This window comes from Candidatus Poribacteria bacterium, from assembly GCA_021295715.1.
GTDB lineage: Bacteria > Poribacteria > WGA-4E > WGA-4E > WGA-3G > WGA-3G.
On the sequence record JAGWBV010000065.1, the window covers coordinates 1 to 19859 of the forward strand.

Sequence of the window (19859 nt, forward strand, 5' to 3'; positions counted from 1 at the left end):
ACCGATTCTCAACAAGATATGACCCTGCCTTTTGAAAAGGCAGCTTGAATTCTGAAATATTGTCCAAACTTTAGTACAAACTTAAGGAGGCGTATAATGCAATCCCAAATTTTCTATGAACCCGAATCAATGAGCCTTGAAGATCGGCCCGTGCCAGCAGCCGGAGACAACGACTTGCTTGTCCAGGTCCGTTCGGTAGGCATCTGTGGTTCGGACGTAGCATATTATTTCGGCAATAGCTCGCTTGAAACCGGCGACGGGAAAGGACCCCTTATCCTTGGACACGAATTTACGGGTGAAGTCGTTGAGGTTGGCAGCGAAGCAGGAAAAACGGGTGGATTCAAAGTAGGCGACCGGGTTGTCGTCAATCCTGTTCAATCAAATCCAGATTCCTTCTGGAGTCAGAAAGGATTGTCCAACTTATGTCCCGAAAAACGCGTCTTAGGTGTAGGGGTTGATGGTGGCTTCGCGGAGTACGCAGTCTCAGACTATCGTTGGACAGTCAAGTTACCCGACAACGTGACCTATGACCAAGGTGCACTCACAGAACCACTCGCATGTGGACTCTATGCTGTCAACAATCTCAACGCCGAAGAAGGTCAAACCGCAGTCGTCTTCGGACCCGGTCCCATCGGCTTGATGATGGTGCAAGTCCTGAAAAGCCGTGGCTTGAAGAACGTCCTACTTGTCGGAACCCGTGATTATCGCTTGGACTGCGGTAAGGAACTTGGTGCTGATTTAGTCGTCAACGTCAGTGATATCAACTCTCCGCACTATGTGGAAGACTTAGGTGCTACGATTCAGGAACTCAACGATGGCGAATTGGCAGATCGTGCAATTACGGCAACCAGCTCACTCGACGCCATCCATACCGCCTTAGAAGTTACAGGCAGACACGCAACTGTCGTTATCTTCGGGCTTCCTGGCGATACAGATGTAATGCAGGTTCCCATCCTCGATACGATTCTTATGGATAAAACCATCAGGTTTTCTTGGCTGGCACCTGATACGTGGGAAGAAGCAGTACAACTCATTTCGAGTGGCGATGTCAATATGGACAAAATTATCAGCCACGAATTCCCGCTCGAATCACTTGTTGAAGGGATAACAAAGGTACGCAATCGTGAAGACGGTTGTACGAAGGGCTTGATAAAAGTTTCTCCTTAACCTGTAAAGAATATGGGCATCCCATTTTTCATCCTTTTTGTCCTTTCAATCGCTTTCTTATCTCTTGGGATAACTGGATGGGGTGGTTTTGTTACGGTGGAATGGTCTCAGCAGGACTCAGTCGACGCAAAGACCGACACCGGATCTGTCACCCCTTACCTAAGTTTTAAACAAAACTACTGGGCAATCGCACAGTGTTCCATAGGATTTCTGCTGTTTTTAACGAGTCTCTATTTTATGGGCTTTTTTCTCTATCTCGAAGAACGAGAAAGCGGCAGAATTATGAAAAACGTAAAAAGTTTTGCCAAACTCAGACGGTTTCTTGAACGACATCAGAAAGGGGGCCTTTCACAATGACTTCTCTCATAAGATGCCTTGTTGATAGATCCAAGCAGTGCTGGATGCTTATAGGTTTCGGGTTCGTATTCCTCACGCTATACTGTGCCACAGCCAGTAACGCCAAAATTGACCCAGAAACAGTTGTTGGAATCTGGCTCTTCGATGAAGGTAATGGAAAAATTGCCGAAGATTTGTCTGGAAACGACAACGATGGCGAGCTCAAAGAGGGCACGAAATGGGAAGACGGACAATTCGGGCAAGCCGTTATATTCGACGGAAAAGATGATTACGTTGAAATCGCTCCATCACTTCTGTTCAATCCGGAAGTATTCACAGTTACTTTCTGGATGCACCCGACGGCTGTTGGCGGCAACAATCCAGCAGGAAAGGGATCTGCCACCCTCGTCATCGCAAACGGTGATCCGGGTGACGGTGGGGGTGCGAATTGGTGGTTTGAATTCTGGAACGGCGGCAACTTTGAGTTCAAAAGCTGCCAAGCGGGTTGTGCTGCCGCGAATACACCGGTGAATAAACCAGACGAATGGTATTTTGTCGCCGGTATTTACAACGGCACTGAATACGAACTTTATATTGATGGTACATTCAAGACGAAGGGACCGAATAAGGTCGGTGCACCTGAAAAAGGCTTACTCATTGGTAGCGGACTCTGCCCGGCAGGTCACGGATGTGACGGTGGATACTTCAAAGGCATCATCGACGATGTCGCGATGTTCAGCGATGCTTTAAGCGAGGCAGATATCAAAACGCTCATGGAAGAAGGAGTAGGCAAAGTTCTTGGTGTTGCTCCAGTAGAACCTACAGGTAAATTGGCGACGATGTGGGGCGATCTGAAAACGCGCTAAAGAGGTAATTCCGACCCGTATGAAACGACAATCAAAAAATGACTTACTTCTTCGCGCCTCGAGATGTCTACCGGTAGAACGCGTTCCAGTGTGGATGATGCGGCAAGCAGGCAGATCAGACCCTGTCTACCGACAGATTCGACGTGAGCTTAATCTCCCGTTGGAACGACTCTTTCGGACCTGTCCCGCACCGATGTCCCAAACAGAGGTTGAATCAGCGGTCAAAATATCGCTTCTGCCCAAACGTATCGGTGTCGATGCCATCATTGTCTACAAAGACATTCTTACGCCCCTCGCCCCCATGGGGGCGCATTTCCGATTCGATCCAGGACCCATTTTAAACCCGCCGATCCGCACGCAAGCACAGATAGACGCGCTTCGACCCGTTGATGAACCCCCTACACAATTGGCGTTCACAGGAGAAGTCATTCGTAAACTCCGCGAAACCTTGAACGAGGAACTACCTCTCATCGGTTTCGCCGGGGCGCCTTTGACGCTTGCCTTTTTCCTTATCGCAGGGGAAAGCCCGATCAAACGGGGTTCAGGCGTATCTGAAAAGGCAGCGCCAGTCTTCCAAATGATGGAAGAAGCACCTGAACTCTTACATCGTCTGCTAAACAAATTGACCGATATGACTATTAACTATTTGAACTACCAAATTAGCGAAGGAGTTCAAATAGTTCAGCTTTTCGAGTCTATCGCCGATGTCTTACCCCGGCAAATATATGAAGAGTTCGCTTTTCCGTATCATCAGCAAATCTTCGCCGAACTCAATCCAGAGGCACCAGGAATCCTATTCGCAAAAGAGTGTAGCTACGTAGATTTAATGCATCGGAGTGGGGCAAATGTCCTAAGCATTGGAAAGTGTGTGGATCTTAGCGAAGCCAAAGCAAACACAAACGGTGCTGTTGCCTTTCAAGGAAACGTTGATAACGACATTCTTCGCGATGGCACGCCTGCCGACATCACGGAAGCTGTTGAAACCTGTCTAAGACAGGGCGGAAAGACTGGACATATTTTGAATCTGAGCCACGGTCTGCACAGAGATACGCCTTTTGAAAATGTTAAACATTTCGTCCACATCGCAAAAACACTTTAGGAAAATTGATGAGAAACATCCTCGAAAACCCCTTTGCCCCACGACAATACGGACAGCTTGTTAAAGTGACAGAACGAGTATATCTCTTTCGTAATATTGTAAATTCTTCAATTATCATTGGGGATAAAGGGGTCGCAGTAATTGATACACAAGTGAACCAGATGATGGCACGGCGGTTGCGTAATGCAATCCGTGCCATTACCGATAAACCAATACTGTATGCAATTAACACCCACTATCACTGGGATCATACCAATGGAAACACTATTTTCCATGAAGCTGGGGCAACCGTTGTCGCTCGCGAGATGACCAAAGATTTTATGGTCAACAGGTCCCCGCGGCAGGAAGCATTCCTGCGTTCCCGCGGCTTCACACTCGGCGATCCACCCTTTCTACCACAACAGACATTCACACACGAAACCGAACTTGATTTGGGGAATCAACCGCTACACCTCGTTCATTTAGGAAAGGCAGAAACGGATGACGCCACTGCTATCCGGGTTCCGGCAGAAAATTGTATCGTCTCTGGCGATACCGTTATGACAGGGAGTTTCCCCATCTTTGGGCAGCCTGTTATGAATGAAGGACTCATGGCGAACCACGATTGGATCAACACAATTAAGGAACTCCGGACTTATGAACCTAAATCTATCCTACCGGGGCACGGACCCTTAGCACGTGATGCCGAAATTGACCTCTTGCTTAAGATTGAGTCCTATTTCCTAACAGAAGTCCGAAAACGTGTTGAACAAGGCATATCCTTGAACACGCTGCTCGCCGAAATGGAAGCCAACTTACCCGACTGGATTCGCTCTATTGCTGAGGTATGGGGAACACCCCGTTATGCGATTTTGAGGGTATATCGCGGGTTAATCGACGATCCAGAACCGGGTTGGCAACATCTGAAACCTTCAGCTATTCCGGCTGCGGATACCGAAAAACTGTACGAAAAAACAAACGCACTTGAAGACTTTCAGGCTTACCGAGAAACCGCCGAAGAGGTCGCGGAAGGTAATGACTTTGGCTTAGCGATTGCCATCTTAAAAACCGCAACCGAAAAATATCCGAATCTACCCGACGCATGGACGGAATACGCAAATTTACTCACACAAGCCTCCCGCACCGTGTCAAGTGTCCTTGAGAAGGGAGACTTCTTCGCTGAGGCTAAAAAAGCATTCAATATTGCACTTGAATTGGACCCTGATCACGCGCCAGCACATCTCTTGCGCGGGTACAACCACATTCTTTCTGCCTATCGCAACGGCGACGAAACAAAAACAGGACTCGAATCCATCTATAAAGCACTCGTCATCGGGATTCAGGGGACACAAATCGCACAAGCATACTTCTGTATCGGACTCGCACATCGCACAAATGGAGACGAGACACTCGCACGTGAAGCTTTCGCCAAGGCGATCGCTGCCGACGCAAGGTACATGCCGGCACAGTTAGCGAATATGGCATAGGAGAAAATAAAAATGAAATATGATAGCGTCTTACTCGTTGCATTCGGTGGACCAACACCCGGCTGCTGTCAAAAATACAATAGTGATGCATGTCCCGGTGAAGCCTACTGTTTTGTCGAAGGAATTGCCGGGGAGGCTGAATCTCAAAAAGAACGTGTAAAAGACATCTCAGCTCACTACGTAAGATTGGGCGGCTTTTCGCCGTTCAACGAGTTAACTTTCAAACAAGCCGACGCGTTAAAAATCGCACTGCAAGCCCGCGATCTGCCGTTGCCTGTCTACGCTGGATTTAGACATTGGAATCCGTATTTAAAAGAGGTCATCGCGGAAATGGCACAAAAAGGACACCGCAAAATACTCGGCATTATTATGGCACCCCACCAATCCAAAGTCAGTTGGGAGTGGTACCAGCAAACCGTAAAAAAAGGAATAGACGCAGTTGATGGTGAGAAACCGACTGTTGATTATCTCGATCCGTGGTACACACACACAGGTTACGTTGGTGCCATCGCCGAAATCATCGAAACCGCATGTGGCGACAAGTTAGCACGCGCTGAACTTGTTTTCACAGCACACGCAATCCCTCAAGTAGCGGCGGATACTTCACCGTATACACAACAATTTGGAAAAACTGGCGAGGCGGTCGCTAAACAAATCGGAAAGACGCAGTTCGCTTTAGCATACCAGAGCGAAGTGGAAAATAGCCCGATTCCATGGACACAGCCGGATATCAATGATTGGCTTAAAGCCCGAAAGGAAGAAGGGGTCGATACTGTTGTCGCTTCACCGATTGGCTTCCTCTGCGACCATGTTGAAGTGCTCTATGATTTGGACATAGAGGCGGCAGAAACCGCAGAAGCGTGTGGCATTGATTTCATTCGGGCAGGCACGGTCGGCGACCATCCCAAATTCATCAACATGTTAGCAGATTTTGTGTGTGAAAAATCCGCGAAAGAAAAATAAATTAGAACTCACACTTCGTTGGTAGGTGCGGTTTCTAACCGCGCCGAGCTGATGTCTGTAGGGTAGGTCTTGTGCCTACCTTGCCATAGATTATGTCAGAAAACTCGGGTAGGAAACATGCCATTGTCATCGGCGGCGGTATCACAGGTTTAGCCGCCTGCTACCGTTTGCAGCGCGAGGCTGTTGCGCGCGGTATTCCGCTGGACATTACACTCCTTGAAGCGAGTAAACACGTCGGGGGTGTCATCCAAACTGAACACCGTGATGGGTTTCTCATAGAACACGGTCCCGATGCTTTTATTTCGACCAAACCGGCGGCAAAGGCATTGTGTGAAGAACTTGGTATTGCAGATCAATTCATTGGGACCAACCCAAAGGTGCGTCGGAGTTTTGTGATCCGGAACGGGACGTTGCATCCTGTCCCTGAAGGTTTTTATATGATGGCACCAGGTTCGTTCATGCCGTTTTTAAAAACACCTCTCTTCAGTTGGCGAGGCAAACTGCGGATGGCACTGGACCTCGTTATTCCTCGCAGAGGAAGGGATACGGACGAAGCAGTAGCACACTTCGTCAGGCGTCGCCTCGGCACTGAAGCTTTCACACGCGTAGCACAACCTATGATAGGCGGTATTTATACCTCAGATGCCGAAAATTTAAGCCTACAGGCAACGTTCCCCAGGTTCTTGGAAATGGAAAAAGCGCACGGCAGCATTATCAAGGCACTTCGTGCGCAGAAGAAGCAAGCCGCCCAAACCAGTCAAGATACAAGCGGGCCTCGCTACAGCCTTTTTCTTTCCTTTAAATCTGGAATGCAGACACTGATCGATACGCTTACTCAAGCAGTATCCAGTAGTATCAGATTAAATGCGAAAGTAGAACGTGTTCAACAAACGAGCGATGGAAACAGGTGGTGTGTTTCACTTGCTAACCGAGAAACGCTAAACGCCGAACTTCTCTGCATTGCCCTTCCAGCACCACATACAGCAGCACTCATCGGCGACCTATCAAGCCCACTTACCTCAAAACTCAACGCAATCCCCTACGCCTCCTCGGCAACAGTCAATTTAGCATTCCGCCGTAAAGATATCACACACCCATTAGATGGTATGGGATTTGTTGTCCCTGCTACGGAAAACCTATCTCTCATCGGATGTTCTTTCAGTAGCGTTAAATTTGAGAACCGCGCCCCAACCGATCATGTCTTGTTGCGCGCCTTTTTTGGCGAACCCACGTCCAAAAAAACTGAAACCGAACTCATTGAATTATGTCAGGCAAATTTAACACCACTTCTTGGGCTCAAAAACGCCCCACAATTTGCTATGGTGGGTAAGCATTCACAAGCGATGGCGCAGTATCAGGTGGGACATCAAGATGTTGTCAGTAGTATAGAGCAGTTCACGGGCACACTGCGGGGATTAGCACTCGCAGGAAATGGTTACCATGGGGTCGGCATCCCAGACTGTATTCAGAGCGGAGAGGCGGCAGCACTTGCGCTCTTGGACACACTATAAGGAAACCTGATGGACTTTGTGATAGCGCGTCAACGCATAGCTGCTGTCCGTTTGGGACTGTTCGGATGTGTGTTGGTAATATTAATCGGGAGCCTCGCCCTTCGTGCTGAGGATGCTACAAATCGCGTCGAAGAAGCCTATCAGGGATTTCAGGAAGGAAAGTGTAAAAGTTGCCATCCTGCAATCTGGAGAGAATGGGAAAATTCGATGCACGCTAAGGCATGGGTTGACGAGATCTATCAGGAGGTTGCAAATCAAATTGAGGATAGAGAAATGAAATGTGACGGGTGCCATGCCCCTCAACCGATCCTCATCACAGGCATTGGAGAAATGCCGAAACTTAGAAACACGCAACGAGACACAGGTGTTTCATGCCTCGTTTGCCATCTTGATGCTGAAGGCGCGATGCACGGTCCACAAGCAAGTGCAGAAACTTACTTCCACGCGAATGTAACCAACCCCATCTATACCGCACCAACAACGCTCTGTAGCACCTGTCATGGTCAGCCGACGGTTCCTGAGCACGACCAGGTCTCCAGTTTTCTAAATTCCAAATTCGCCGAGGGGGATAAGAGTTGTGCGACATGCCACATGCCTGTTGTCAACCGACTCCAAAGCACAACCAGTTATGAAAGCATCAAAGGCAGAAAGCATACGTGGCGCGGCAGTCGGAGTGTCGCGCAACTCAGACGCGCTGCAACGCTTCGACTTGAAATCACACCTGGAAAAATAGGTGTAAAACTACAGAGCAAAACCGGTCACATCTTGCCGGGTGGCACATTGCGCACCATCATTCTTGAAGCGAAACTTCTCTCTCCAGAAGGTATTGAACGACAAAGAGAGCAAATCTCGATTTCGGATAAGGAGCAAAACCGTCTTCTCCCAAATGAGGAGAGAACTTACAGTTTTGATACTTTATCCAGTACGACTGGGGACACAATCACAGTCCGATTGATGTATCAATTGACACCAAAAACACCTAAATCCGAGTGGATAGTGATGGCGGAAAAAAATCACATTGTTCATTGAGGGGCTAAGCGTTCATATTCGGCAACGAATCGAAACCCAGCAACCGTTTTAAAGTCGGTGTTGCACGTGATACAACTTCATCTGATACCAATTCAAGGTGTGCTTGCTGCGGCTTCAGGATAGAACGACAGAAAAAACCGAGTAACCCAACCCGTGGTTCATTCGTTCTATTTTCTGATGATCCGTGCCATATTGCCCCGTTGACGATTAAGACAGAGCCGCGGGGTCCACAAATCTGCAGCGCATCGTCATATTCCACACCGGGTTCAGGTAACGCTTCAAGCCGTCGATGGCTCCTCGGCACACAACTGGTTGCCCCATTTTCAAGCGTCCAGTCATCTAAAAACCAGACGCTGTTGGCAACCATGGGAAAGTTTGGACGTGGCGTCGGAAGCCCCGATAACGGATAATCGATATGGAGACCCGCATCAGGTGCACCCGGATAAAGCACATTTACAGTAAAAGAACTCAGTGTGCAATCAGTGCCGAGTAAATACTCCATCGCGGCGAGCATTTTTGGATGTTGAATAGTCTCTTCAAATATCTCGCCTTTGTCAACGAGATTCCAGACCCGTTGAGCACTGCCGTTTGCAAGATATGAGTGACCTTTGCCGGCTTTTTGCTCTGCTACAGATAGTGCCAAAGCGTGTTCACGAAGTGCCGTTGTTGTATCTATAGGTATAAGACTTTCCAGTAGCAAGAAACCGTGCTGGTCCAATTGGTTCTTTTCAGATTCACTCAAGATAGCCATTTTTTTCTCCGGTGTTATTTTTCTTGACAGTTTAAGCGTTTTTTGGTAATATGTCAAACAGATTGTCGATTTCTACGAAAATAGCCAGAAATCTGCAGGAAAATTTGAAATTTTGATTTGACATATTTTGAGAGTTGTGGTATTATTATATAGGCGGGCTGCAATTTAATCGATGATATACGGAAAAGAAACAGACAACGCTGGTGGAGGACAATCGGAGTGTATCGGGAAACAGAAAGTGCGTAACTGCACATTCCCAAAATAGCACTCGTATCTTTTTGGGGCGGCTTGCGCCCTTCGTGGAGAGCGTTGGGTTACCAACCTCTATGAAACGAGAAACATTAACGAAGCTAAGGCAAACAGGCTTTTAAACAAGTCCCAATGCCTTTAGGCTTGGGTACATTGACGTAACTGCAGGACGATTTGTTTACCGGTTTACCCGTGTAACATAATCTCTCTGACATTTAACGATTAAATGTTTGCTTAATTTTGCCACTTTATGTTAAAATAATAAAAAAAATTCCCGCAGGGTCAAATCACTAAAGTCAGATGCCCGCTTCTCATTCGTTTTTGACCTGTGCCTTATGTGATACGAACGCTATCTCATGGCTACATCGGTATCGGGAAATTATAACGCTCGTTGGTAGGATGTTGATTGGATGGGCGGACATCTACCCCAGTCGTCTTTAGTTGTATTCTCGCTTGCCCATCTAAGAAACTCAGTACTGAGTCTTGCGAGCGCGCAGACTTAACGAGGAGGATGAGTTAATGAAAAAACGAACACTCGTTTGTTTTTTGATTTTTACAGAACACTGTTTTCGGGCAAGAAGTTTCTCTCGCGGAACAGGTAGCTGCAAAATACAGCGAGACGCTTCAACGTGAGGATATCGTAGCAGTCTTGCCAGCTGTTCTGGAGGGGCTGAAAGCACCAAACATTCAAGCCCTCTTGAACCCCCAGACTATTACCCTTGTCGTTGATAATCCGGATCTCCTACCACAATTTGCTCCAGATATAGATCCGGCATTCGTAACCCTTCTGAAAGAAGATGCCGAACTCCAGGCAATGCTCAACGATCCAATCGTGCAGGAATTGCTTCAAGATCCAGCAGCGATTGATGAACTCGCAGGGTTGTTGAATGTTGGCGCACCCGTGGAACCACCTGTGGACACAACGCCACCCGTCGTGGAACCACCTGTGGATACAACACCACCTGTCGTGGAACCACCCGTGGACACAACACCACCCGTCGTGGAACCACCTGTGGATACAACACCACCTGTGGATATTCCGCCAGCTATGGAAGCCCCATCAGCAGATCCATTCGCTCCGATAATGCCTGAGAATCAACCACTTTTCGGACAATCGCGTCTCGGTGGTCTCTCTCTAAATACAACTTCTGGAAAACAGTTTGTGGACGGGATAATTGCTGCATTAGGAATACCTGTTGAAGCGGAAACCCTCGTGGATTCAATTCTGTCATTGGTGCCAAAAGGCTATCTCCCCAAAAAGCAGATTCGGCAGATTCTAACGTCGAAACATCAAGCCATTGCTTTCGCGAATGAAGCAAACCAGTTGGATCCTGAGAACTTCGGAAATGCGATAACGCCGAACTTCACCGATTATGCCTACTTAGAGCAAGGCGGTAAATACCTTGCCAGTGATAGCTTGCGGCTTTATACGCGTGTTCCATCAGCAAGTGTCGGTGGTGTTAAGTATACCCTTTCAGATGGTAGAACCATCGAAGGCTTACAGGTCACGTCAGATGAATTCCAAGCAGATACCATTCCTTATACCTTCCGGCTGGAAGAAACACTTGCCGCGACAAACCTACCCGCATGGCCCAGTTTAGACACCCAGTTGTTCTCTGGTGTTGTTCTCCGTTATTCACAGACTGGTTTGACAGGAGACTATATAGCTGTTGATATGCAGTCGGCGGTTGGGAAAGACGGTGTCGTTTGGGAAACAGAAATAGGAATTCCACTCGGAGTCAGCACCTACTACTACTTTGAAGTGACGCTCGTTGAACCGGTGTCGTTCACGACGTTGGATCGTGAAGCTCTCGCGGCTATGGATCCGACAACCATAACACTCGCAGAGGTGCTAAGTGCTACAAGAGAATACACGATTGAGAGTTGGGCAATGCCTGACCCGCGTAACCTTCAGTTAGCGGATCGTGGTATTGTTAACGCATTATTCACCCCTGATATACGGGCAGAAATTGTCGGCATTTTGGTGTCACCCCAAGCCGCTCCTATAATTTCCAAGTTTCTAAACCGTCAACAGGTTACCCTAACTGATGTTCTTGGTATCATTACACCAAGGCAACAACGCAAACTTGAGAATCTGCTGCTTCGTAACGCGAACGCACTGACAACCAAATTCGAGTCTTCATTTGATCCAATGTTGGCTTCTGTCTTCACTGTGCCACGCATCGATCTCGAAACCGAGTCAATCTGGGTTGCAAACATTGATGGCATTGCCGATGGTAACTATTACTTAGAAGCTCTGGTACACGATGCCGATGGAAATCCGGTGGATCAGATTCAAGAAACCTTTACCGTTGATACCAGCGCACCCGAGGCAGACATCGCGATTATGCCCGGTGATGCAAATACCGCAGTTTACCAGAACAGCGAAGGTATCTACGTTGCTACTGCTCCTAACGCTGGTGCCGCAGTCCTCAATGTTGCAGGCACACCGAAACCCGCTTACGCAGGTCAAGGTGTCGGTCCAGGCGAAGGATACCTGTTCTACCAAGAGGTTCAACTCGATTCTCATGGCATGCCGACAAGCGCATGGATGCCGTTGACAGTTGAATCTACCATGTTGACTTCCAGGATTTGGACCTCCGTCCTTACGCGAAATGGAGACCAGATTGTTTCTTTCTTGAAGCAGAACTTCCCGCAGCTCGTCGGTGGACTTGACGCTGAGTCAATACTGAACCTCGCCATGACTACCAGTCCTGAGGCAATATTGGCATTGGTCTCGCCAGGGACTATCCAAATGTCTGCGAATTCGGTTTTCAAGAGTTTAGGGCTAAAGAACTTCACGCTAACGGATGCCCAAGCTGAAGCAATACACCAAGCCTTAGGTGCCACGATAGACATCGTTGATCACCTTGTGCCGGTTACCTTTGACGCACCGCACACCGTGATGATGCCCATCCAGGGTGCACATATGCCTCTGATGATTGGTGAATACGGCGTTCGGGCAATGGGGATTGATACGCTCTTCAACGTCGGCTCCTATGCTGAACCGACACGGCTCAGAGTCGTTATGCCAGAAGCCGACAAAGCGAGCGTTACAGCCGCCAGTATCGGCGACCGAAACGGTGATGGCGATGCTGATGAACCCTACGAAAGCGGAACCATCTACTCCAACACCACAGATGGCGTGATGCTAACTCTCGCTGTCGAGCGCACAGCGCATCCCGCATCTATCTGGGCGGAATACATGGACGCAAACGGTGATTGGCAGCCGATCGGTGAAGCGCGTATGTTCGCTGAAGGCGAAGACGTGTCAATGTTTGAAGTGAGCTGGGATGTTATCGATTTTGACGCATTAGTAAGTGCAGGTAATTCTGTCATGGTGCGTGCTGTGGCAACCAATGCGCTTCAACTTACACACATGTCCGAGCCGTTCTCAATAAATTTGGATGCCGGTGTACATCCAGTGGATATTGAAGTTTTGGCAGTCGTTCTCGATACTGAGTCCATTACCGAAACGAACGCAGATAGTGGCGGACCACAAGGCACAGTCGTTATCAATGGATATACGCCACAACGGACATATCCAGAGATTGCTTCCCTCAATTTGACAATCAACGATGAAGTCGTTGGGACAGCTGATACAGGCGTTCTCGCTACCGAAGAAGAAATAGCGGCGTTACAGCAGAATACCGACTTTATTACGGATCTCGTTGCGGTTGCAGCTGAAGCGACAGCCGCCGATGAGCTATCAGGGAAACCAATTTCCTACCCAACCTACCTGAAATGGTCAGTTGAGGTGGATACAACGGCTCTGGATGATACCATCACAGTAGAGAGTGACGCAGCACGTGATGCCTCCAAGGATGACAATCAGTACTTGGTAAATCCGATCGCAGTAACCAGTGGTGCTGAGGAAGTCCCAGGACGCTCAGGTGCGAAGACGTATCTATCGGTTGATAACGTTGACGATGTCGCCCCACTCGGGCCAACAAACATCGTCGCTGTGGCAGATGTTGCTGGTGCCATTGAAGCAGACGCAGATGGTAACTACACAGTCGGTGGAATCGTTGATGAAACAGTTCCGACACCGATAGCAACGTATACCGTTGAACCGACTGCCGATCCGAGCACGTATGCCTCGGTTAAGATAGTTCAAGTCGATGCCGATGGCAACGAAACCATGATTGATGGTGAAGCCGGAATGTTGGACATTACAACCGATGTCGGGGTGCTTGAAAATGGACCTCACATGCTCCACGCTCTCGCAGTTGACGAATTCGGTAATGTCCAAACCGATGAATCGCCGCAAACCACGGTGCATGTGCTAAACTTCCGAGTCGCTGATGTCACGAGGCTGGTAGTTACAGCCGTTGACGGTGTAGATGTCCCAAGAACGCCACAGGAACCGATTCCGCTTCGGAGTTCGCTGACTGTAGGCTTTGATGTCGATAACGGTTCGTTAGATGCTGAAGAACTCAGCGGTTCTGTTGATGGCAGTGAAATACCAACCGAAAGTGAGGAAAATCCGGAAAATACCTTCTCACTCAAGGTAGATGTTTCAGGGTTATCCGACGGAATGTATACACCGAATGCTGTCGTTACCAAACGGAACGGTTCGGTGGGTTTCCCCTTGAAAGAAATCAATCTCGATAACACCGGTCCGATGGTCGAAATTCAAACACCTTCGGAAGACCATACGGTAGCAAGTTTGCCAACCGTTCACGCAACCTATAATGATGGTGACGGGAGTGGTACTGACAGCACTGGCAAGGAAGTCTTAGCGTGGGCAACCACGGAACTGGCTGTTGGTCCAACAGTCGGTATAGCACGTATCCACCCTGAAGCAGGCGACGTTGATGTCGCTGTCGATCAGGATGCCATTGAAACGGATAACGGCACGTTGGTTTATACCCGCACTGAGAAACTCGGTGGCGGCGCGTATCGAGTGACCGTGCGAGTTGCCGATGTCCTCGGAAACGTCGGTGAGGCTACCCGTGAGTTCGCTATCGAAGGGACTCCGGCAGACACTACAGCACCTGTCATCACTGAGGCGGCTCCATCGGGAACCATCCATGGTGAAAGTTGGGTAACGATCTCAGCGGTTGTTAACGATGCGGAATCCAAGGTTATAAGTGTGAAGTTCGGTATAAACGACAAACCGCTTCGCTCCATCGCACCCGCACAGATCGCTGACGGACGACTTCAGGTTGCCGATAGCTTCACAGCAGGAACGCATACCGTCAAGGTCGTTGCTATCAGCGAAGGTGGAAAAAGAGAACATTCATGGACCTTCACACTCGTCGTCGATAACGTCGCACCTACAATCACCTCGATTACGCCAACTGGAACTATCCGTGCTGGACTCCCGGTGATCTCCGCGAGTGCCAACGATGAATCAGGCGTTGACGAAATGGATATCGTCCTGATGGATAGCAATGGTGAAGAGGTGGAAGGTGACACCGAAGATGATGGCGAAGACGATGTCGAAGGTATCACACGCTTGGATTTCATTCCTGAAGAACCTCTTGATGAGGGAACTTACACGATTGAAGTCCGCGCAACCGATACAATCGGCAACTCTGCCACAGCAAAGGGTGGTTTCACAATCGACTTTGATACTGCCGCTCCGGTTATCACGATGTCGTCCCCACAAAATGAGGCACGCCTGACTGAGCGCCGTCCGCAGATTTCGATAACCTATGCCGATGCTGAATCTGGTGTAGATGCTGATTCTATCCGCTTTGTTCTCGATGACCGACTGATTAACCTCAAACCGAATCAGAAATCCGCATCACAGGTGCTATACACACCAGATGTTGATCTCGCTTTCGGGCAACATACGGTTAAACTTGAAGTATCTGACATGGCGCATAAAGAGGGTAACGTTTCTGATAAGAGTAGCGGTGCCCGTGAAGCAAACATGGCGGTTCATGAGTTTATCTTCTTTGTTGAAAGTGAGGAAGGCCCAGTATTGGCATCGCGTCCGATTAACGCGCCCAACCCGTTCAAGGATAATACTCGTATTTCCTTCACATTGACTCGACAATCCACAGTGAGCATTGTCATTTACGATATGACGCTCCGTCCGGTTCGAGTCCTTGTGGATAACGAGGTCTGGGATGCAGGCGAGTACGTTGGCAAAGGTGCTATCGGTTGGGACGGAACGTCCACCGCTGGTGAAGACTTAGCTCGAGGCGTTTACTTCTGTGAAATTATAGTCGCAGACGGTTTCGAGCCAGAATATGCCATTCTCAAACTCGCACTGACGCGCTAAGTATACCGCAGTCTGCATATCGGGAATTGGACATCCGTTCAGTTCCCGATGTGGACAGTCTTTTGGAGGATATAATGTTAATGACAAAGCAAATTGCTAAATGGGCTTCCAGACAGGGCCCGAAATTGCTATGTGGTTTAATACCCCTTTTCTTTCTTATCCTAGCGGTGTCACCGGTCAGCTTTGCCGGAGTGGATGCCATGCCACACCTACGGCTTGGTGCCGGGGCACGCTCGATAGGCATGGGTGGTGCCTTCACAGCAATCGCTGATGATGCCACCGCAACCGTTTGGAACCCAGCAGGACTCGGCTCCGCAGCGGATTTAAGTCTCAATTTTTCAACACAGCAACTCGACCTCGACAGGAGCCATAACTTCATCGCATTGACGAAAGCTCTCGGTTCAGCCGGATCTATCGGGCTTGCTGTTACAAATGCAGGTGTCAGTGGTATCCAGCAATATGATGCCAATGAACGCTACGGTGGCACATTTGACTATAGTGCAAACGCCTATTCCCTCTCCTACGGCATTGGGTTCGGAAACTTCGGTATCGGTCTAACAGGTCGTATGCTGGCGGATAACTTTGGCGCAGAAGGTGTTGAAAGCCAGAGTGGGTTTGGCGGTGTAGATGTCGGACTCATGGGACATGCGCTGCACATAGATGTCGGCGAAGAAAAGGTCCCGACTTTCCATTACGGACTCGCCGCGAAATACTTGGGGGCAGCCCTTGGTGAAGATACTGTGCCGATGGTGATTAGCGTCGGGGCAGCCTATAATCTCTATGTCGGTAACGTCGTCACATTTGCAGCCGATCTTGAGCAAGAGATGGTCAATCTTGACGAGAGCGCGGTGAGCCTAAGGCTCGGTACTGAATATACCATTGTCACTTACAAGTCCACTGCTCTTGCCATCCGAGGGGGCATCCGAGCATCACGCGACACACAAAACCTCTTCGGAGGATTTGGCGTGAACATCGGTGGTTTACAGGTTGACTATGCCATTCAAGATGGCATGGCAAGCGAAATTAACGGGGTTGGATCGACTCACTTTGCGTCCCTCTCTTATAGATTTTAAAGGAGATAACTGATGAAAATGATAAGAGGCACACTGAAGTTGGCACTTATTCTGTACATTTGCGCAGCACTCAGTGGAGTTTACGTGTTATCCGCATCTGCGAAAATCACACCGCACGACGGGGACGACGACACTATGCTCATCACCATCGTAAAAGGTGATACCCTCTGGGATCTCTGCCAAGAGCATCTTAAGGATCCACTCCGATGGCGCGAACTGAGCAAGTATAATGATTTCACCAACCCACACCTCATTTATCCCGGTGAAAGTTTACGTATTCCCGTCGCTATGATGAAAGAGGTCGTTGATGTAGCTGAAGAAGAACTTGCCGTACAGCAGGCGGAGTTGGAACAACTACGGGCGGAATTAGCCGAATCCGAAGCAACACGGGATAAACTTGAAGCAGAAATTAACGGACTCAACAAGAGTATGGACGAACTCAAGGCACAAATTGACGCTCTTGAGGCAAGCCTAAAATCACAAGAAAAGTTAATGGCTGCTGTAAGTCAATCTGGTGACGCAGTCTCTTCTAGTATCAAAGAAGCCCTGGCAGCGAACAAAGCGGCTATCATTGACCAGATTGCCCACCTTGATATGCATCTTAAAGAAGCAGCTAAAATGCTTGAAGCACAAAAAATGCAAGCGGAAGCAACCCACGAACTCGTTGAATCAATCACAGAGAACGTGAAGATGCTATTGACGAACGTTGAAGCCAACCAGAAGGCAATCAACGAAGTCAAGATGATACTTGAGGATGCCAAAGGTGTCCACGAGGAACTCTCCTCATCCAAGCGCGCTTTGGTGTTTCTGACGACTGTGGCAGCAGGCGTCGGCTTGTTTGCTATCAACGCTATGGGTGGACGTAGCGGCGAATAAGCGAAACCCATCACCTTTTAGGCAGGGAGGGTGTTTCATGCACCTCCCTGCCTTTTTTATAGAATTCGTTATGCATCAAAGGTCCTGGGTATATGTCATCGAATATTGCGAAATATCCTCAGCCACCCTTCACTCAGGCAATCAAACTTTACGGCAACAGAGCCGGAAGTAAGGGGGCCTTTAGATTCGCCGGTCTTGCATGGATACAGGACACCAAAGTCATCCTTGTACAAGGGGACGCACAAAGTCTGAACAGTCCCGCGGAGTGGCGATGTTTTCTACGGCTAACAACTTTGGCGCATCGCCTCAAAAAGCCTATTGTTTTGTGGAATCTCCCCGTTGTGCACATCGCTACAGTTCAACGTCGAACCTCGTTGGATTGTGCACAGGCAATTCAGAACGCTGAATTGAAACTCCTAAAATTGCCATACCCTATCATCACAGTTTTCGACGCAGCTTATGACAGCACTTACGCGTATCCGGAACTTATATGGAACGACGGCATTGTACTCGTGACACCGCCAGATGCACAATTTTCCGAACACGAAAAAGTGAAAATCGCACAGCACTCAACGGATATTGAGTCCGCAATTTTGGAACTCCTCTGTCAAATAGAACCGATTCCTGCCTCAGAATTAATCAAAAATCGGCAAGAATCCTTACGGCTTGCAGCGAAAAGCAGGATATAATTGTCAGATCGCCTCTCTGTAAGCGTTAAAAGAGTGCGCAGCTTGGAACGAAGTCGAAAGCGGGTCTACGGAAAGGACCTTTCAATCCCAGAGTTACCTGAACGAACCGCAAGGAATAATTAAAAAATGTTTGAAGCGAAATTCAAACCTCGTCTTGAAATGATCCTGTCTGTTGTGGCGAATAAGATGGTTGCAATCGGTATTACAGCGAACATGGTGACACTCTTCGGGTTTGTCGTAAACCTCATCGCGACCTTTTATTTTGCAACAGGGCGTCTCGTCACCGGGGGGATTTTGATTCTGTTTGGGGGGAGTTTTGATATGATAGACGGGGCAGTGGCACGCGCACAGAGAAATCCTCGCGCATCGGGCGCACTCTTGGACTCCGTCATTGATCGCTACTCGGAAGGTTTTCTTTTCCTTGGAGCTCTCATCTACTTTTACAGTTTGGAAAGTCTGCTCGGAATAATTCTCGCGTTCAGCGCATGGTTCGGTTCAATACTCGTTAGTTATGTAAGGGCAAGGGCGGAGGGACTTCAGGTGACCTGCAAGGTAGGACTTATGCAACGACCAGAACGCATTATTTTACTCGGTGCCGGAACTTTGCTCCAAGGAGCTCTCCTACACAAACTTCCAATCCTCCAAAGTACAGGCATGATTCTACTCTGTACACTCGGTATACTCGCAATCACCTCACACATTACCGCTATCCACCGTCTCATCTTTTCGTATCAAGAATTAAGTCGCTAACCAAGTCCAAGCACCGATATAATATCTAAGTTAAAGGGCTTTAATGCCAGATTCACCGAAAAAACGAGGACTGCCACAACAAGGACCACTTTAATCCATTTGTCCCCTTTTTCAACTGCCCAGTGGCTGCCAATCCATGCACCAGTAGCGTTTCCTACCGCTAATGTCACACCTAAAGTCCAATCTACCTGTTTTTCCATGATAAAAATGCCGAGTGCGACCACGGTATAAAAGAAAATAACTAAAACTTTAATCGCGTTCGTCCGAACCAAATCCATACCCGTTAAAAGGCGCAATGCCGTTATGATAAGTAAACCTACACCCGCTTGGATGAAACCCCCGTAAATTCCGATAAAGAAGAATACAGCCATTGCGATGACTGTGGAACGTTTGTCTCTGCTCTCAATCCTGTCCTTTAGCCGCGCTGTTGGATTGATTAGTGTTAAAATCAGCATGGTAATCATCACAACAGCAAGGATTAGGTTGAATGCTGCATCCTTGATATCAGTTGCGATTATAGCACCTATTACGGCACCGATAACCGCAGGTACAGCGAGTAAGATACCATACTTAAAATCAGAGACACCCTTACGCCGGAAGCCCAGAATCGCACTGACGTTTTGGAAGAAAATAGCGATCCGGTTCGTACCGTTTGCTAATGCTGAATCGGAAGTAAGGAAGATCAGCATTGGTAGTGCCAACAACGACCCCCCGGCAGCAACTGTATTTAAGAAGCCCGCGGCAATACCTGTCCCAAAGAGTAAGACAATGTGCAAAAGGTTGAATTCCACTATAGCCC

General features: G+C 48.5%; 14 protein-coding genes. 12 read left to right on the plus strand and 2 right to left on the minus strand.

Going from position 1 to position 19859, the window contains the following annotated elements:
• Window positions 1–96 precede the first annotated feature (96 nt).
• From J4G07_16000 to J4G07_16030, 7 genes are all read left to right on the plus strand, one after another.
• Window positions 97–1167, plus strand: coding sequence for an alcohol dehydrogenase catalytic domain-containing protein (locus J4G07_16000; GenBank protein MCE2415493.1), 1071 nt, complete (start codon window positions 97–99; stop codon window positions 1165–1167).
• A 353-nt stretch (window positions 1168–1520) separates the two neighbouring features.
• Complete coding sequence (locus tag J4G07_16005) at window positions 1521–2369, plus strand: LamG domain-containing protein (protein ID MCE2415494.1); 849 nt, start codon at window positions 1521–1523, stop codon at window positions 2367–2369.
• A gap of 19 nt (window positions 2370–2388) precedes the next feature.
• The gene (locus J4G07_16010) at window positions 2389–3468 is read left to right on the plus strand and encodes a uroporphyrinogen decarboxylase (GenBank protein ID MCE2415495.1); all 1080 of its coding nucleotides are present in this window, start codon (window positions 2389–2391) and stop codon (window positions 3466–3468) included.
• Window positions 3469–3476: 8 nt separating this feature from the next.
• Entirely contained in the window at window positions 3477–4934 is a 1458-nt protein-coding gene (locus J4G07_16015) for an MBL fold metallo-hydrolase (protein MCE2415496.1), read from the plus strand.
• 12 nt (window positions 4935–4946) lie between these two features.
• Complete coding sequence (gene hemH / locus J4G07_16020) at window positions 4947–5897, plus strand: ferrochelatase (protein MCE2415497.1); 951 nt, start codon at window positions 4947–4949, stop codon at window positions 5895–5897.
• 92 nt (window positions 5898–5989) lie between these two features.
• Window positions 5990–7408, plus strand: a complete 1419-nt coding sequence (gene hemG / locus J4G07_16025; protein MCE2415498.1) for a protoporphyrinogen oxidase — start codon at window positions 5990–5992, stop codon at window positions 7406–7408.
• 9 nt (window positions 7409–7417) lie between these two features.
• On the plus strand, window positions 7418–8437 hold the full coding sequence (locus J4G07_16030) for a hypothetical protein (protein MCE2415499.1): 1020 nt from the start codon (window positions 7418–7420) through the stop codon (window positions 8435–8437).
• 4 nt (window positions 8438–8441) lie between these two features.
• Here the strand turns inward: J4G07_16030 and J4G07_16035 are convergent, their stop codons facing one another.
• Entirely contained in the window at window positions 8442–9182 is a 741-nt protein-coding gene (locus J4G07_16035) for a phytanoyl-CoA dioxygenase family protein (protein MCE2415500.1), read from the minus strand.
• A gap of 904 nt (window positions 9183–10086) precedes the next feature.
• On the opposite strand from J4G07_16035, the gene J4G07_16040 reads away from it, so the two are divergent.
• From J4G07_16040 to J4G07_16060, 5 genes are all read left to right on the plus strand, one after another.
• Entirely contained in the window at window positions 10087–15672 is a 5586-nt protein-coding gene (locus J4G07_16040) for a hypothetical protein (GenBank protein ID MCE2415501.1), read from the plus strand.
• A 200-nt stretch (window positions 15673–15872) separates the two neighbouring features.
• Complete coding sequence (locus J4G07_16045) at window positions 15873–16745, plus strand: hypothetical protein (protein ID MCE2415502.1); 873 nt, start codon at window positions 15873–15875, stop codon at window positions 16743–16745.
• Window positions 16746–16757: 12 nt separating this feature from the next.
• Window positions 16758–17621, plus strand: coding sequence for a LysM peptidoglycan-binding domain-containing protein (locus J4G07_16050; protein MCE2415503.1), 864 nt, complete (start codon window positions 16758–16760; stop codon window positions 17619–17621).
• Between the two features lie 92 nt (window positions 17622–17713).
• Complete coding sequence (locus tag J4G07_16055) at window positions 17714–18310, plus strand: hypothetical protein (protein MCE2415504.1); 597 nt, start codon at window positions 17714–17716, stop codon at window positions 18308–18310.
• A 126-nt stretch (window positions 18311–18436) separates the two neighbouring features.
• Window positions 18437–19060 (plus strand): CDP-alcohol phosphatidyltransferase family protein, encoded by a 624-nt coding sequence (locus tag J4G07_16060; protein ID MCE2415505.1) that lies wholly within the window; start codon window positions 18437–18439, stop codon window positions 19058–19060.
• On the opposite strand, the gene J4G07_16065 is transcribed toward J4G07_16060, so the two are convergent.
• Window positions 19057–19851 (minus strand): sulfite exporter TauE/SafE family protein, encoded by a 795-nt coding sequence (locus J4G07_16065; protein MCE2415506.1) that lies wholly within the window; start codon window positions 19849–19851, stop codon window positions 19057–19059. The two genes, J4G07_16060 and J4G07_16065, sit on opposite strands and share 4 nt — an antisense overlap.
• Between the last annotated feature and the right edge of the window lie 8 nt (window positions 19852–19859).

Coding starts and splice junctions, on each gene's coding strand:
- J4G07_16000 (MCE2415493.1), top strand. CDS start 97: ATGCAATCCCAAATTTTCTATGAACCCGAATCAATGAGCCTTGAAGAT.
- J4G07_16005 (MCE2415494.1), top strand. CDS start 1,521: ATGACTTCTCTCATAAGATGCCTTGTTGATAGATCCAAGCAGTGCTGG.
- J4G07_16010 (MCE2415495.1), top strand. CDS start 2,389: ATGAAACGACAATCAAAAAATGACTTACTTCTTCGCGCCTCGAGATGT.
- J4G07_16015 (MCE2415496.1), top strand. CDS start 3,477: ATGAGAAACATCCTCGAAAACCCCTTTGCCCCACGACAATACGGACAG.
- hemH (MCE2415497.1), top strand. CDS start 4,947: ATGAAATATGATAGCGTCTTACTCGTTGCATTCGGTGGACCAACACCC.
- hemG (MCE2415498.1), top strand. CDS start 5,990: ATGTCAGAAAACTCGGGTAGGAAACATGCCATTGTCATCGGCGGCGGT.
- J4G07_16030 (MCE2415499.1), top strand. CDS start 7,418: ATGGACTTTGTGATAGCGCGTCAACGCATAGCTGCTGTCCGTTTGGGA.
- J4G07_16045 (MCE2415502.1), top strand. CDS start 15,873: ATGCCACACCTACGGCTTGGTGCCGGGGCACGCTCGATAGGCATGGGT.
- J4G07_16050 (MCE2415503.1), top strand. CDS start 16,758: ATGAAAATGATAAGAGGCACACTGAAGTTGGCACTTATTCTGTACATT.
- J4G07_16055 (MCE2415504.1), top strand. CDS start 17,714: ATGTCATCGAATATTGCGAAATATCCTCAGCCACCCTTCACTCAGGCA.
- J4G07_16060 (MCE2415505.1), top strand. CDS start 18,437: ATGTTTGAAGCGAAATTCAAACCTCGTCTTGAAATGATCCTGTCTGTT.